Consider the following 14763-nt stretch of genomic DNA (forward strand, 5'->3'; position numbering starts at 1 on the left):
CTACTGTTAATGCGAACGCGTCGCAATAGCATTTATTCGACAAGAGGAATCAAGCGCGTGAATCGGCCTCGGCGAGCCAGCCCGCACATCAAGCGCCTGATCGCAGTCTGGCACCTCTGGCTCGGGGTGAGCCTCGGCGGCCTCTGGGCCTTGCAGGGGCTCACTGGAGCGATGCTTGTCTTCCATCGCGACCTCGACCGTGCGGGGCTCGCGGCCGTGTCCGGGCCGCCGCGCCCGCTCGATGAACTCGTTGCAGTGGCCGCGCGCGCGATGGACGGCGAACCCGAGTCAATCGGCCACTACTACCCCGACGGATCAATCCTCGGGGTCACCTTCGGCGATGCCGCGACGGACAGGCGAACGGTGCTGATTGAGGCCGCCTCGGGCCGGATCCTCGGACTTCGCGAGCGCTCGCCGGTCAGCCCGGCCGGCGGGAACTTCTGGCGCTGGGTCTACCATGTCCACCACTCGCTTCTGCTCGGAGAGCGCGGCGAGTGGCTGCTGGGCCTGTCGGGCCTGCTGCTGCTGACAATGGCAGGCAGCGGCGCTTGGCTGGGCTGGCCGCGCCGCGGTCAGTGGCGCGCGGCCTATTCTGCCGGGCGCTGGCGCACACGAGTGCAGAAGCTGTTCGGCTGGCATCGCGCCATCGGTCTAGCAGCAGCATTGGCACTCATGCTCCTGGCCGCGAGCGGGGCAATGATGGATTTCGGCAAACCGCTGCGCGCCTGGGCGGAACGTCACGCCGGTTATCAGCCACCCTATCGCCCCAGGCCGGGAGCATTGCCGGAACGGACGATCGGCGCGGACCGGGCGCTTGCACTGGCGTTGACCGCGCTTCCCGATGCGGCGCTTACCTCGATCGGCTTGCCTACTCCAAAATCTCCGGTCTATCTGGTGCGCCTGCGCCGTCCCGCCGAACGGCGGACCTGGTCCGGCACCAGCCTTGTCGTGGTCGACGCAGGCAGCGGCAGAATCCTCGCCGCATACGATGCGGCAAGCGGTCCCCTCGCCAACCGTATTCTCGACAGCGCCTTTCCGGTTCACAGTGGAGAGGTCGCATCACTTCCAGGGCGGATCCTCGTATTCCTGACCGGCCTGTCGCTGCCAGTACTATACCTTACCGGCCTCTGGGCTTGGCTTCGCCGGCGGCATGGACTTCGCGACCAGCTTGCGCCAGGTTCGCAGGATTGTCAGAGCGCCTACAAACCAACTCCGCGAACAAAGGGCAATTTTGTAACTTAGGCTCATTTAACCGGACTGACCGGATCGTCCGCAATAGCTGACCTGGCCGTCAGTCAATTTGCCTTTCGACAGGTCATGATCACCGCCCGCGGTACGGCTCACACCCGACGCCGTCGTCATCCCGGTCAAGGTGTGGTCCATACCCAGGATCGCCGCGCCTGACGGGTGCCGCACCGGCTGCACGGGCCTCTGAGCAATTTCTGAATGCGCCGCCAGATCGCGCCTCGAACAACGATTGCCTCAGCGGCGGCGCTGATTGCGGCTTTCCGCGGTGGCAGTGGTAATCGCCGGTCTTGCGGTTGTTGTGACAGCCTTCACCGTTGAGCCCGCCGGGAGGCTCTGTCAGACCAACGAGGCACCTGCTAGCGGCGATTGATGCCCCGCAAATCCCGCGCGCTGCCGCCAAGCCCGTTCCGCCGGTTCAACTCCTCGCCAGAGGTTATCCGCCTGGTGGTGCTGATGTACGTGCGGTTCCCCCTGTCGCTCCGGAACGTCGAGGACCTGCTGTTCGAACGCGGTATCGACATCTGCCACGAGACGGTGCGGTTTTGGTGGAATCGCTTCGGGCCGCTGTTCGCCGCGGATATCCGTCGCCAGCGTGTCAGCCGGATGCGCGGTTACCGCCACTGGAAATGGCATCTCGACGAGATGTACGTGAAAGTGAACGGCGAGATGGTCTACCTGTGGCGTGCGGTCGACCACGAGGGTGAAGTCCTCGAGAGTTATATCACAAGAACCCGCGACAAGGCCGCGGCTCTGCGGTTCATGAAGAAGACGCTGAAGCGGCACGGCTCGCCCGAGGCGATCACCACCGACGGGCTTCGTTCGTACGAGGCAGCAATGCGCGACCTCGGCTGTCAGAAAAAGCAGGAAATGGGGAGGTGGGCGAACAACCGCGCCGAATGCAGTCACTTGCCCGTCAGGCGACGAGAGCGAGCCATGCTCCGATTCCGAAGAATGAAGACCCTGCAGAAGTTCACCGCGGTCCACGCTTCCTTCAACAACCACTTTAATCAGGAACGCCATCTCGTCGATCGACAGACCTACAAGCAGCGACGCTCGGCCGCCTTGGCAGAGTGGCAAAACCTGTTCGCCTAGGCTGTCGGTGGGGAAGGGGGAATTGCGCGAAGTGGAGACCAGTTCGCATTAGACTGACAGCACCATGCCGAGCTGGTCCGCCGGCTTCAGAATGGGTTCCCATCTTGGGGGGATGTACTCGGCGCGCGCGTCCGCCTTCGGCGCTTCGACCCGCGTTGACTTCTTGTTTGACCAGGGTTGAGTTCGGCTCGACACACAGGTCCCCTGACATGGGATGGAGCCGACCGAGTGGCAGGCGGACCATCATCGGGCATGGATGTACACTTCTGCACATTGCCCGAGCGCTGAGGTACAGGCCTAATTTGGAGTTACGCGCGCATCAACTGCGCCGCTCGTCTGGGTGTGGTGACGGACCGAAAGTCGCAATCGCTGACAAACGCGACCTTCATTCACCGGAACCAGCGTCCAATAGCTCTCGTTGGTTCATCCGTTTTTAAACCTTCTGATTGTCCGTCTTGCTTCAGAAACAGTTCTTCTTGGTCGACTTCGTTTTGCACCTAGTTGTGAAGGTTGGCTGCTCCTGGATTATCAGATATGGGATTGAGCAGATGTGCGAAATTCCCGCGCCTCGCCAGCACATCGGCGAGAGAATAGCCGTCGAGGATGTTGAGGAAAGCCTGAAGGGCTTCGTCGAGCACGCTGGTCAGCCCGCAGGCTGGCGCGATCAAGCATGAGCCGCATTCGACGAGATCGAAATCGACTTCCGTATGCCGAATGAGAGCGCCGACGTTGATCTCTTCTTCAGGGCGGGCAAGCCGGATGCCGCCATTGCGACCGCGCACGCTTTCCAGATAGCCGGCGTTCACCAGGTCGTTGACGATCTTCATCAGGTGATTTTGCGAAATACCATACGCCTGGGCGATCTCGGCGATCGAGCACAGCCGGTCAGGCTGCCGCCCGAGATAGAGCAGCACACGCATAGCATAGTCGGTGTAGCGCGTCAGGCGCATCCAGCGGCCTCCGAATGATGTATCTTTGTTGCATGTTTTTGCGCGTTAGTATAGATGCATTGATAATACATGATTTGGAGTCGGGCGATGACCAGGTTGAAGCTGGACGATGCGGGGTTGGAGACGCTGGTAGAAGCTTTCTACGCGCGGCTTCGAGCGGACGCCGAACTCGGTCCGATCTTCAATGACGCCATTGATGACTGGCCCCACCATCTCGAAAAGCTCACCGCCTTCTGGTCGTCGGTCATGCTGACGAGCGGGCGCTACAAGGGTCAGCCGGTCCCCGCACATATGAAGCACAGGGACAGGATCACGCCCGAATTGTTCGACCGCTGGCTTGGCCTGTGGGAGCAGACCACCGACGAGCTGATGGAACCGGACGCGGCTAGCGCCCTGCAGGCCAAGGCTGCTCGCATCGCGGAAAGCCTGCAACTCGCCTTGTTCTTTCGCTTGGATCGCAAGGTCGCATGACGATGGACGACATTCGCCCCTATCGGTCGACGCCAGTTTTCGACCAGGACACGCTTCCCGCTGCGCTGCGCGCCCGCCACGACACCAAAGCAGAGGTGTGGGGACTGGTCCGGGTTATAGAGGGCGAGCTTCAGCTTACCTATCTCGATCCGCCCTCGGAAATCGTGCTGACGCCCGACAAGCCGGGCCTCATCCTTCCGCAACAGCCGCATTTCGTGACCCCGCTCGGCCCGATGAAGATGCGGGTCGATTTCTACGATCAGCCGCCGCCTGCCGGCTGAAGCGCGGTCCCGCTTCCCATTCCTATTCAATCACAGGAGATTTCGATGTCGCAGCCTCTCAGCGATCACACCATTGCGCTCGTCAAGGCGACCGTTCCGGCCCTCGAAGCCCACGGCCTCGACATTGTGCACGAGATGTATTCGCGCATGTTCCAGAAGCCGGAAATCCGCGACCTCTTCAACCAGTCGCATCATGGCGATGCCGGCTCGCAGCCGCGCGCGCTGACGGGTGCGATTCTCGCTTATGCCAGCAATATCGACAATCTCGGCGCACTGGCGCCTGCGGTCGAGCGGATCGCGCAGAAGCATGTCGGTTTGCAGATTCTGCCCGATCACTATCCCTATGTCGGCGAAGCCCTGCTCGGTGCGATCAAGGCCGTGCTGGGTGATGCCGCGACAGATGAGATTCTGGAAGCCTGGGGCGAGGCCTATTGGTTCCTCGCCAACATCCTCATCGCCCACGAAGGCCGCATTTATTCCGAACAGAAGGAAACGGTCGGTGGCTGGAACGGTTGGCGTGACTTCCGGGTGGAAGAGGTCACGCGCGAAAGCAGCGTCATCAGTTCCTTCACCCTGCGCCCCGCCGATGGTGGGCCGGTGATGGACCACAAGCCAGGGCAATATCTAACCTTCTGGTTTGAGATTCCGGGCCATCCTCCGGTCAAACGCAACTATTCGATCTCCTCCGCGCCGAATGGCGAGAGCTATCGCATTTCGGTCAAGCGCGAACCACAGGGGCTCGCGTCGGGATGGCTGCATGACGAGGTGAAGGCCGGAACCATCCTGAAAGTGGCCGCGCCTGCCGGTGAGTTCTTCCTGGGTGAACATGCCGAACGCCCGCTGGTGCTGCTGTCGGGCGGTGTCGGCCTCACGCCACTGGTGGCGATGCTGGAAGCGCTGGTCAAAGCCGATGCGGATGTTCCGGTGCAATACATCCACGGGACGCACGATCGGGAAACGCACGCCATGCGCGGTCACATTCGCGCGCTGGCGGAACGCGGCAAGGCGGTGCAAATCGTGGACTTTCACCAGACGCCGCTGGCCGATGAGGTCAAGGGTCTGGACTACGATGAAGCCGGGATCATTACCGACGAATGGCTTGTCGCCAACACGCCTGTTGCCCAGGCCGACTATTACATTTGCGGACCGCGGCCGTTCCTGCGCCATGCGGCTTCCACCCTGTCGCTCGCGGGCGTCCCTTCCGATCGCATCCAATATGAGTTCTTCGGTCCCGCCGACGAGCTGCTGGCCGCCTGAGGTAGAGGCAGATGGACGACATCATCATAGCGCGCGCGATCCACCTCCTTTCAATCCTCTTCTGGATCGGAGGCGTTGCGTTCGTCACGCTTGGGTTGATGCCGCCCATTCGCGGCTCAACTGCCCCGGATGACAGGCTTGCCGCATTCCACCGGATCGAAGGGCGCTTTGCGCCGCAAGCCCGGATCTGGGTCCTGCTCGCCGGCGCCAGCGGCTTCTGGATGATCCATCGCGCGCAAATGTGGGATCGTTTCACCTATCCGCAGTTCTGGTGGATGCACGCGATGGTCGCGCTATGGGCGATATTCTTCGCCATGCTGTTCCTGATCGAACCGTTCTTTCTTCACCGGCGTATGCAGGACTCGCCCGATCCCGAAAGGGATTTCAGGCGCATGGAGCGAATGCACCGCATTCTGCTGCTGATCGCTGTGGTTACGGTACTTGGTGCCGCTGCGGGCAGCCACGGCCTGTTCTGAACCCACAGACGGATCGGCGCGCACCGCACGGCCAATGCGCCCTTCGCAATCACAATCAGCCTATCTTTCTCCCTGCGGGGGCGGAGGCGATGAAGTTTGGACCAATCGAACGTGAAATTTTTCAAGCCCATACTGGCGGGCGCACATCGCAAAGATCGCATTATCGCCTGCATCGGTGCAGGGCTGGGCATTATTGTGACCGTGATCGTCTGTGCGAGCATTCCGCATGAGATCGCAGACCTTCCGATTATCGTCGCGCCGCTTGGCGCATCGGCCGTTCTGGCATTCGCCGTGCCGTCCAGCCCTCTGGCGCAGCCATGGCCTGTAATAGGCGGCAACATCATCTCCACGCTGATTGGTGTGGCCGTCTTCCAGGCCATCCCGGTCCTGACGATCGCCGCCGGTGTTGCGGTTGGGGCTGCGATATTGGCGATGTCGATGCTGCGTTGTCTCCACCCGCCCGGTGGAGCTGCCGCGCTGACAGCGGTGATCGGAAGTCAGAGCATTCACATGGCCGGCTATGCGTTCGCCTTCGTGCCTATGGGCATAAATTCGATCACCCTAGTCGTGGCGGCGATGCTGTTTCACCGGATGTCCGGCCACAGCTATCCACACCAGCTCATCGCCCCGTTTCCATTACCTACAACCGGCGTACAGCTGCAGGACATCGATGCCGCGCTCGAAGACATGCACGAGAGCTTCGACATTGCGAGGGAGGATCTCGAAGCTCTGCTTTCGCTCGCCGAGCATCACGCGGCTCAGCGACAGGGTTCGGCCTAAGCCAGAGCACCTTAGGGTATTGCGTGGGGAGTCTGAAGCCGCTGACAAAGCTGCCGTTAATGACGGCCCTTCGATTGCCGGAGAATTGACGTTTGTTCAGGAAGGATCGGCGCCGGTTCAGAACGCTTTTGCCTCAAGGCGCGGGCGACTGGCAATCCGTTCAATAGTAGGCTGTCAAAATGCAGAGCTAAGGTGTCTCGTAATGAAGCCGCAAGCGCGTCCAATCGCATCGCGGCCTTCGGGAATCATCGGGAAGTGCCAGGGCCAAACGTGAATCATGTGCGCGCGGATTTCGAGGTCGACGTCCACATCGGCATCGGCCAAGGTCTTGGCGAGGTTGATTGCATCATCCATCAAAACTTCCGCAGTCCCTACCTGGATATATGTAGGTGGTGCGCCTCGAAAATTCGCAGAAACCGGTGATACGAGTGGATCTGCAAAGTCTAGATCGCCGGCGTAGGCCGAAGCCATCTTGTCGAGCAAAGCCGAACTGGCGAGCGGATCGACAGAGGCCTTTAGTGTTCTTGAAGTAGCGCGATCGGTCAAATCGACCCAGGGCGACATGCAATAGACGCAGGCCGGGACTGGGTGCCCGTTGGATAGAATTCGCGCGAGTAGCGCCATTGCAAGCCCTGCACCGGCACTGTCACCTGCCAGCGCGATCGGACCATTTTCTGCCGCACGCGAAAGTTCGAGGTATGCAGCCAGCGCATCGTTCAATCCCGCCGGATAAGGGTGCTCCGGAGCAAGCCGGTAATCGAGAAGCGCAACTCTGGCACCAGTTTGCAGCGCCATTTCGGCAGCCTGGTGACGGTGTGAGCCGGGCCCGCCGATGCAGTAGCCACCGCCATGGAGCATCAGGATCGTGCCTCTGCCAGGCGCGGCTGAACTGACCCATTCGCAAGGACAACCGCCGAGCTGAATCTTCTCGACCGTTACACCCGCGGGAAGCGGAAGCATATCACCCATGGCGAGATAGGCTTCCCGCATTTCAGGGAATTCGGGCGGAAATGGGGAAGCGAACAATTGATCGACGAGGGCTGTGAACTCTGGCGATGGCATGGCAGCTACTCCTCGGTGGTCAGGCGACGGACAACTCGCGGCTCATCTTGTAGCCCCGATAGTCGTTCTCGATAACGTCCCTGCAGAACTGCAGGTAATACTGCTGCCCCAGGGTATAGAGCAGCATTTTGCGCTTCGTGCGCCCTTCGAGGTTGTGATTGATCCCGGTAAACCAGGAGTTCGTCTGACCTGCAAGCAACTGGTCCGCCATGTCCAGAACAGCAGAGGTCCAGTCGTCTTCGGCCTCTGCTGTCGCCTCGCAGACGTCGATGCCGTTTTCTTCCATGTATTTGATCAGCGGGGTCACAAACTCGACGGCCTGTTCCAGACAGCGCGGAACATTGCAGAAGGTCGCTCCACTGTGCGGCCCACCCAACATGAACATGTTGGGAAAGCCGTGGGACTGAAGTCCCATGAAGGTGAGCGGACCATCGCTCCACTTGTCGAGCAAGGTCTGTCCAGCGCGCCCACGAATATCGATGTGATCGAATGCACCACGGATGGCCTCGAACCCGGTCGCGTAGATTATCACATCGACCGGGATTGTCCGGTCCGCAAACCGCAGCCCTTCCGGAACGATTTCAACCAACGGGTCTTCGTTGACGTCAATCAGTTCAACATTGGATTGGTTATAGACTTCAAAATACCCGGTTTCCATGGGCACCCGCCGCGTTCCAAAGACATGATCCTTGGGTACGAGTTTTTCGGCGACGGCTGGATCCTTTACCCTTGAACGGATCTTGCGGGCGAGAAAGTCGCCAACCAGCTCGGCCGCCCGCTTGTCTATCGGAAGGTCAGAGAAGTTGCTGAGCCACATCGCAAAGCCTGGCTGAGCATACAGTTCCTCGTAGAAGGCTTCCCGTTCTTCATCGGTCACGTCAAACGTCGTCCGCGGATCCCAGTTGTGGAGGAATGCTGCGTCTGACGCCTTGCACTGGGCAAAGATCTCTTTGTAGCGGGCTTTGATGCTCGCCATCTCTTCGGCCGAAATTGCGCTGTTATGAAGGGGTTTGCACCAGTTGGGCTCCTTCTGAACGACAGTCAGCTGGCCTGCGATCTTGGCCACTTCCTGTATCACCTGGACACCGGTTGCACCCGTCCCGATGACAGCAACACGCTTGCCCGTCAGGTCGAACTTATCGCGTGGCCAGTCGGATGTATGGAACTGTCGCCCTGCAAAGGTGTCCATCCCCTTGAATTTCGGCATGGACGGAGCTGACAGCACTCCGATCCCGGTAATCAGGTATCGGGCATCCACTTCAAATCCGTCTTCGCAGGTCAGATGCCATTTGCCTTTTGAATCTGACCAGTGCGCCGACTTGACGCGCGAACTGAACCGAATGTCTCGCCGCAGGTCGAGCTTGTCCGCCACATACTTCAGATAGGCGAAGGTTTCGGTCTGGGGCGCGAAGTGCTCGGTCCAGTTCCACTCTTGCAGGATTTCGTCGTCAAACGAGAAGCAGTAGCTGTAGCTTTCGGAATCGAACCTGCACCCTGGATAGCGGTTCCAATACCAGGTGCCGCCAACTTCCGTTCCAGCTTCGAGCAAAACAGCCTTTAGGCCAAGCTTCCGCAGCGAGTGCAGTTGATACATGCCGGACATTCCGGCCCCAATGATTACAGCGTCGACTTCGGACATTGCGGTTGCTCCGGGCTGCTAAGGGTGTGGCTGCCCGCCGACCATGGCGGCGGGCAGAAATCAGACGTCAGAATCGGAAAGTTAGGTCCACGCCGTAGGTTCGGGGTTCACCAGGAACAGCGAGGTTGTAACCGCCAGCAGTACCAAGCCCGATGCCCCCGACGTAGTATTCCTTGTCGAAGATATTCTTCGCAAAGAACGCGGCGGACAGTCCGCTGCCGCCGATATTGTCGACACCGATCCGGGCATTGACGAGCTCGTATGCCGGCAACTTGGTCCCGGGAGCGCCGCTCTCGCCGTAGTTCGAAAAGTACAATGAGGACTGCGCATATACGTCAAACCTCATGCGCAGATCGCCGGCGTTGCCTGGCAAGGGCGTTACTACGTCGAAATAGCCACTTCCCGAGTACTTGGTGACGTCGGCGAACGTGGAGAACTCAAGGAAAGTGCCGAACAGCGTCTGCTGGCGGTTCCCGGTATATTTCGGGTCGGCATAGTTGAACGCCCCACCGATCTTCACGCCCGGAGCGACGCTGACCTCGGCGTCAAACTCAATACCCTGGAACGTCGCGCCATCAGCGTTGAGAGTGGCACCCCCCGGTCCGACATCGGGGAACGTGATGTACGCCACCCGCTGGATCTTTTTGACCCAACTCTTGTAGGCGGCGAGATTGAGGCGAGCGGGGACCATTCCAATGTCGCCAAGGAACTTGGCGCCAAGCTCGACATCCTGGATAGTCTCCGGATCAAACCTGTTGCCACCGTCGGGAGCCGATGCGCTGACAGGCGGCGCATTGTAGTTGAAGCCGCCCCCGCGCCAGCTGCCGCGGTAGGTGGCGTAGAGGAACAATGACCGAGTGGCCTGGTATTCCAGTCCCAGTGTCCAACTGGGCTTCGTATCGCTGCGTCGTTCCTTGATACCTGCGGGATAGAACGGCGCAAATCCGGAAATCTCGGTGAACGCGTTCGTTTCCTTGGTTATCCGTACGCCAGTCGTTGCGCTCAACTTGTCGGTCAGCTGAAAGGATGTCTGAACGAATGCACCGATGCTTGAGACATCGAAATCGCCTTCCAGGTGATTGGCCAAGGGCAAAGACGGTGCGCCGAACATCGGAGCCACCACCGGGTTGGCTACCGGTCCCAGATCAAAGTACCGGAAGTCCTGGCCGCTACGACGGCTTTCCTTGGAGTAATATACCCCCACGATGTAGGACAGGCGGCTATCCAGAGCCTTGCCCGAAAGCTGAAGCTCTTCTGAGAATGATTTGATCCGATTGAGTGTCTGAACATAGCCATAGAAGGGCAGCGGACTGCCGTCCTGATCGAAAAGTGAGACGTTGCGATTGTTTGAATAGCCGATGATATTTTTGATCTGGGCATCGTCGGAGATGTCAGCTGTCGTCGTGTTGAGGACATACCAGCTGCGGGCCGCGAGCCCGGTGTCGGCATCGAGATAGGTCGCCCGTGTGCCTAGTGCGCGCTGCACATCGACAAAAGCACCATAGCCGCCGTCCGGGCTTCCCGGGTAGGCCGCCTGCAGCGCCGCGTAGGCCCCGGCTCCGGCAATCGAATCAAGGATCGGGCTGTAAAATGTTGTCAGGGTCGCTGGCAGTGCCTGACCGTTCGGACCGAGCGAACCTGGAGCATTCGCCGAAAACAACAGGAGCGGATCACCATTCCCCTTCGATTCTCCGTACTCGCCAACAAACGTGCTCTCGATCGCGTCCCCCAGCTTGAAGCGTAGCGATCCCCGGGTCGACCACCGGTCGACATTGTTGAGCTGTTTTCCGTTGACCAGGTTTTTGACGAAGCCCTTTCGCTGATCGACCATCCCCGCCAGACGGAGTGCAACTCCCTCTCCAACCGGCGCATTAATCATGCCTTCAAGCTGCCAGGCACCCAGATTGCCGGCACGTCCTCGCACCATTCCGGCAAGGTCATCAAACTCAGGCCGCGCGGTCGAGAAAAGGACAGCTCCACCAGTCGTGTTGCGCCCAAACAGTGTTCCCTGCGGACCCTTCAACACCTGCACGGAGCCTAGGTCGTAAAGCGAGCCTGCGCTCAGCGCGTTTGTCTGGAACTCGTTGATGTATGTCAGGACACCCGGCTGCGAGACACTGAATGCGTCAATCGACTGGCCGCGGATTGCGTAGTTGAACTGACTGCTGCCCTGCGTCGATCGCACGATCAGGCCGGGGGTGGCAGTTTGGAGGTCGGACTCAGAGTTGATGCTTCTTGAACTCAGGGCCTCGGCCGTCAGCACCGAGACAGCTACTGGCACACGCGATAGGCTCTCTTCACGGCGTCGCGCCGTAACGACGATGACACCTTCCTGCGATGCTTCGCTTGCCTGAGCATCGTCCTTTTCAGGTGCATCCTCGGCACGTGCAGCATGTCCGCCCATGAGCGCGCCAAGGGCAAGAATGCTGCTAGCCGTAACCAAGCGGACTCGTTTGAACGACGCGAATGCCATCGCCTTCTCCTCTCCCCAATGACCCCCGCGTTTGCGGATGATCGAAACTACGAATCGACTTTTTGCCTATCGACTGTCGCAGCAAACATGAGCCATTATGCGTACCTGTCAATCCATATATGGTACGCAAATCATCTTTTTATGTGCTCTCTTATGGTGAAGAGGTTGAATCGGCGGCCAGCCGCAGGTAAGCGATGCCGTCGACAATGACAAAATTTCAGTCGGATTTAAGTCGGATCTAAACAAGAGGTGGACGGCGTGGCTGCACGGCGGATCAAGGATCAGGTAGATCGGCAGTTGATCGCCGAACTGGCGGGAGATCCGCAGATTTCAAACCGGAGTCTGGCGGTGAAGCTCGGTGTATCGGAAAGCACGGTCTCACTTAGGATTGAAAGCCTTATCAGCAGCCGGCTCATCCGCCCGACTGTACAGCAAAACATTGTTAATTCAGGTTTTAACACATTCGGCTGGCTTGAGGTCCGGTGCGCCTATGTGGATGTTGACAGGATCGCCGCTACGTTGACCGAACATCCAAATGTATTCTCGATCTCCAAGTTTATCGAGGATCCATTCCTCCAGGTTATGGTGTTCGCCAGCGACATGTGCGAGTTCAAATCCATCTTCGACGATGCGGCGGCCATCGACGGGGTGGAAGCAATTGAGGCAGATGTTGCCATTGGCGATGTCTGCATCAAATCGGGGATCGCAGCTTTGTGAGTGCAACCCGGAATCTGGATCCCATCGACGCTCGGATCCTCGAGATACTCCAGGACAACGGTCGTACGAGCAATCGCGCAATCGCCAAAGCCATTGGTGTCACAGAAGCGGCCATAAGGAAGAGAATGCGGCGACTGCTTGATGGCGGGGCGATCAGCCACGGACTGGTTATAGACATCAGCGCTACGCAGATGAACGTGTTTGGATGGGTCTATCTCGAGGTACAGCCACGCAAGCTGCAGCATGCCTTCGACGCGGTGATCGCGATGGAACGTTGCTCAGGCTGCGCATGCAAGACTGGTACGTTCAACTTGATCGCCCACATGTACGCCCGGGACATGAAGTCGATGGGCACAACCATCGCCGATTTCTATAAGATCGATGGCGTACGAAAGGTCCACTTCCGCCAGGTGGAATCTTACCCAATCCATCGGCATCAGTATGTCATCAATACCATCCGATCGGATTTCTCGACCTGGAACGTAGGGCTCGTGCGATCGCCATAATTTGGCAGCCCGTTGTCGCTGACCAAGCTGCCATCCGGTGCCCCAATCCCAGTCATCGGAATCGGCCATTCATTCAGCAAGGTTACACGATCCGCGAACGACCAATTCCGGGGCGTCTCGAACTCATTCGAAGCACTTGCACCGCTGAGGGCATTTCACGAACCTGAAGATCGAAGAAATGTACTACGGCTAGCGAATTCAGCCTCAACTGCAAACTTGGCCAATCGCGCCGATTGCGGACCTAAGAATTTTCGCGAAGGATCCCAACTTTGGCAGGGGGCGGTGACGTTCATGTCATCTCTAGGCATCCGAGGTTGCCAATTGGGCGGTCGGCAGAGGAAGCCGACCACCCATCACTCCACTTCTGTCGGCCATCAAAGCCGATAGCGGACCTTGACGGATACGCTTTCGAGCCGGTCCTTGACGTTCCAGTGGCACAGGCCGTCAGGACTTCGTGCCCAGGTGCAATTGCTGGGGGTCCCGTTGGATTCCTGAAGGATGTGATGCACTGCGCCGAAATCGGCGTGGCTCGCCGCCAGACCGATCGACGCGCGCGGACTGATGGCGTAGTCGAAGCCAAGGCCGAGAATCCATCCCGTGCGGTCGCCCTTGCCGCTGAAGTTCTGCCCGGTGCCGTCCGTTTCGAAATAGCGCTGGCGAGCGTCGGAAATGGCCAGACCGCCGGTCAGATAACCGGCCATGCGGCCCGAGGTGACCCCCAGTTTGGCGCGCGCCGTTGCAAGCTTGGTGATCCGGGAACCAATTTCGTAGCTCACGAGCGAAGGCACGACTTCGCGCGTGCTGTCGGCCGTCCCGAAAAGCACATCACCTTCCACGCCGACGAGCAGGTTGCCGGAAATGACGTCGTAGCCGGCACTGAATCCGCCCATCACGGCGTCGTCTTCCAGACGAGCACCATCGAGTGCAAAGTACCAGTTCTGAAAATCGGTCTGAGAGGTGCTGAGGCGGGAGGCCGAGGCGACAACGCCAACGGTCGCGCCGCCAAAGTATGGGCTTTCCTCAGCGAATGCCGGTGTTGCCGCGGTCAGTGCGGTAACAAGGCTTAGCGTCGCTAGCTTCATGGTTTCATTAGCCTTTCGTCGAGATCGGTGAATTAACGATCTAACGCTGCGTGGCTAACATCCACTTTTCGGTAACTTAGGGGATTAACCGGATAGCGGTCTTCGCGGTGGGTTCTGCTTGAAAGGTGCACGGCACGGCCGGGCGTCGATCGCGTAGTTACAGGAATCTCTTTCGCGGACCGGCAGGCCGTGCGGCAAAGGGTCTTGGCTCGTAACCCAAAGGGCGGCGCACGGACGCCGGGTCGATCCCAAGTTCAAAGCTCAGTCCGAAGCGGGGCGGAGCGCTCCACGCGACAGTTGCAGTGACGCGTACGGTATCGCCCAGCCTGAGCGAAACCCTATCTCCGATGGTCAGGGCCGGTTCCATCTCCCCCATGAGGCCCGTGGCCGAAACATTTCGAACCTTGAAGCAATGGGTAATGCCACCTTCGGTTTGAAGCTCTCCGGTGAGCAAGAGGCTGCTTCGTTGGGTCCCACGGTTCTCTGGTTCGTTCATCGCGCAGCGCGTGAGCCTTTCCTTGATCGATCGTTCGACCGGCGGTTTCTTGAAGGGAAAGTAAGCATTCCAACCGATTTCTTGGCAATAAGAGCAAATACCTAGAAGCCCGCGCTGTTTGATGTTGATCTCGGGTAAGGCGTTCGGCACAAGCCCGCGCGTTAGTGGAGCCTTCGATGATCAAGCGTGCGAATCCAGTCGATCAAGCCCAGCCAGGGCAACGCCTCGAAGAG

At 59.3% G+C, this 14763-nt stretch carries 15 protein-coding genes; 9 read left to right on the forward strand and 6 right to left on the reverse strand.

Annotation, left to right across the window (positions count from 1 at the left end; genetic code table 11):
* Positions 1-57: 57 nt before the first annotated feature.
* Positions 58-1242, forward strand: a complete 1185-nt coding sequence (locus tag B0I00_RS16865) for a PepSY-associated TM helix domain-containing protein (protein ID WP_157812620.1) — start codon at positions 58-60, stop codon at positions 1240-1242.
* A gap of 79 nt (positions 1243-1321) precedes the next feature.
* Here the strand turns inward: B0I00_RS16865 and B0I00_RS17395 are convergent, their stop codons facing one another.
* Positions 1322-1648, reverse strand: a complete 327-nt coding sequence (locus B0I00_RS17395; RefSeq protein WP_100868590.1) for an excalibur calcium-binding domain-containing protein — start codon at positions 1646-1648, stop codon at positions 1322-1324.
* On the opposite strand from B0I00_RS17395, the gene B0I00_RS16875 reads away from it, so the two are divergent.
* Positions 1618-2340, forward strand: a complete 723-nt coding sequence (locus tag B0I00_RS16875; protein WP_100868591.1) for an IS6 family transposase — start codon at positions 1618-1620, stop codon at positions 2338-2340. The two genes, B0I00_RS17395 and B0I00_RS16875, sit on opposite strands and share 31 nt — an antisense overlap.
* Positions 2341-2837: 497 nt before the next feature.
* On the opposite strand, the gene B0I00_RS16880 is transcribed toward B0I00_RS16875, so the two are convergent.
* Positions 2838-3290 carry an RrF2 family transcriptional regulator gene (locus B0I00_RS16880; protein WP_100868592.1) on the reverse strand — a complete coding sequence of 151 codons (453 nt, stop codon included), beginning with the start codon at positions 3288-3290 and terminating at the stop codon, positions 2838-2840.
* Between the two features lie 87 nt (positions 3291-3377).
* On the opposite strand from B0I00_RS16880, the gene B0I00_RS16885 reads away from it, so the two are divergent.
* From B0I00_RS16885 to B0I00_RS16905, 5 genes are all read left to right on the forward strand, one after another.
* On the forward strand, positions 3378-3761 hold the full coding sequence (locus B0I00_RS16885; RefSeq protein ID WP_100868593.1) for a group III truncated hemoglobin: 384 nt from the start codon (positions 3378-3380) through the stop codon (positions 3759-3761).
* Between the two features lie 2 nt (positions 3762-3763).
* A complete protein-coding gene (locus B0I00_RS16890; RefSeq protein WP_100868594.1) occupies positions 3764-4042 on the forward strand; it encodes a DUF1971 domain-containing protein in 279 nt (92 codons plus the stop codon).
* Between the two features lie 45 nt (positions 4043-4087).
* Positions 4088-5299, forward strand: a complete 1212-nt coding sequence (hmpA, locus tag B0I00_RS16895; RefSeq protein WP_100868595.1) for an NO-inducible flavohemoprotein — start codon at positions 4088-4090, stop codon at positions 5297-5299.
* A gap of 11 nt (positions 5300-5310) precedes the next feature.
* Positions 5311-5775, forward strand: a complete 465-nt coding sequence (locus B0I00_RS16900; protein ID WP_100868596.1) for a hypothetical protein — start codon at positions 5311-5313, stop codon at positions 5773-5775.
* Positions 5776-5886: 111 nt separating this feature from the next.
* Positions 5887-6555 (forward strand): HPP family protein, encoded by a 669-nt coding sequence (locus B0I00_RS16905; protein ID WP_100868603.1) that lies wholly within the window; start codon positions 5887-5889, stop codon positions 6553-6555.
* A 174-nt stretch (positions 6556-6729) separates the two neighbouring features.
* Here B0I00_RS16905 and B0I00_RS16910 read toward each other — a convergent pair whose 3' ends face one another.
* From B0I00_RS16910 to B0I00_RS16920, 3 genes are all read right to left on the reverse strand, one after another.
* Positions 6730-7617 (reverse strand): alpha/beta hydrolase, encoded by an 888-nt coding sequence (locus B0I00_RS16910; RefSeq protein WP_100868597.1) that lies wholly within the window; start codon positions 7615-7617, stop codon positions 6730-6732.
* Positions 7618-7636: 19 nt separating this feature from the next.
* Complete coding sequence (locus tag B0I00_RS16915) at positions 7637-9256, reverse strand: flavin-containing monooxygenase (protein WP_100868598.1); 1620 nt, start codon at positions 9254-9256, stop codon at positions 7637-7639.
* Between the two features lie 67 nt (positions 9257-9323).
* Positions 9324-11729: a TonB-dependent receptor gene (locus B0I00_RS16920; protein ID WP_100868599.1), complete on the reverse strand. Its 2406-nt coding sequence runs from the start codon at positions 11727-11729 to the stop codon at positions 9324-9326.
* 258 nt (positions 11730-11987) lie between these two features.
* On the opposite strand from B0I00_RS16920, the gene B0I00_RS16925 reads away from it, so the two are divergent.
* Both B0I00_RS16925 and B0I00_RS16930 read left to right on the forward strand, forming a co-directional pair.
* Entirely contained in the window at positions 11988-12446 is a 459-nt protein-coding gene (locus tag B0I00_RS16925; protein WP_157812621.1) for an Lrp/AsnC family transcriptional regulator, read from the forward strand.
* Positions 12443-12952 carry an Lrp/AsnC family transcriptional regulator gene (locus B0I00_RS16930; protein WP_100868601.1) on the forward strand — a complete coding sequence of 170 codons (510 nt, stop codon included), beginning with the start codon at positions 12443-12445 and terminating at the stop codon, positions 12950-12952. Before B0I00_RS16925 ends, B0I00_RS16930 begins: the two co-directional genes overlap by 4 nt.
* A gap of 374 nt (positions 12953-13326) precedes the next feature.
* Here the strand turns inward: B0I00_RS16930 and B0I00_RS16935 are convergent, their stop codons facing one another.
* On the reverse strand, positions 13327-14034 hold the full coding sequence (locus B0I00_RS16935; RefSeq protein ID WP_100868602.1) for an outer membrane protein: 708 nt from the start codon (positions 14032-14034) through the stop codon (positions 13327-13329).
* Between the last annotated feature and the right edge of the window lie 729 nt (positions 14035-14763).

It is taken from the genome of Novosphingobium kunmingense, assembly GCF_002813245.1.
In the GTDB taxonomy this organism is placed as follows: Bacteria; Pseudomonadota; Alphaproteobacteria; order Sphingomonadales; family Sphingomonadaceae; genus Novosphingobium; species Novosphingobium kunmingense.

Bases quoted from the DNA above. Each gene is read 5' to 3' on its own strand.
- B0I00_RS16920 (WP_100868599.1), bottom strand. From the start codon at position 11,729: ATGGCATTCGCGTCGTTCAAACGAGTCCGCTTGGTTACGGCTAGCAGC.
- B0I00_RS16900 (WP_100868596.1), top strand. From the start codon at position 5,311: ATGGACGACATCATCATAGCGCGCGCGATCCACCTCCTTTCAATCCTC.
- B0I00_RS16910 (WP_100868597.1), bottom strand. From the start codon at position 7,617: ATGCCATCGCCAGAGTTCACAGCCCTCGTCGATCAATTGTTCGCTTCC.
- B0I00_RS16880 (WP_100868592.1), bottom strand. From the start codon at position 3,290: ATGCGCCTGACGCGCTACACCGACTATGCTATGCGTGTGCTGCTCTAT.
- B0I00_RS16885 (WP_100868593.1), top strand. From the start codon at position 3,378: ATGACCAGGTTGAAGCTGGACGATGCGGGGTTGGAGACGCTGGTAGAA.
- B0I00_RS16890 (WP_100868594.1), top strand. From the start codon at position 3,764: ATGGACGACATTCGCCCCTATCGGTCGACGCCAGTTTTCGACCAGGAC.
- B0I00_RS16915 (WP_100868598.1), bottom strand. From the start codon at position 9,256: ATGTCCGAAGTCGACGCTGTAATCATTGGGGCCGGAATGTCCGGCATG.
- hmpA (WP_100868595.1), top strand. From the start codon at position 4,088: ATGTCGCAGCCTCTCAGCGATCACACCATTGCGCTCGTCAAGGCGACC.
- B0I00_RS16935 (WP_100868602.1), bottom strand. From the start codon at position 14,034: ATGAAGCTAGCGACGCTAAGCCTTGTTACCGCACTGACCGCGGCAACA.
- B0I00_RS16875 (WP_100868591.1), top strand. From the start codon at position 1,618: ATGCCCCGCAAATCCCGCGCGCTGCCGCCAAGCCCGTTCCGCCGGTTC.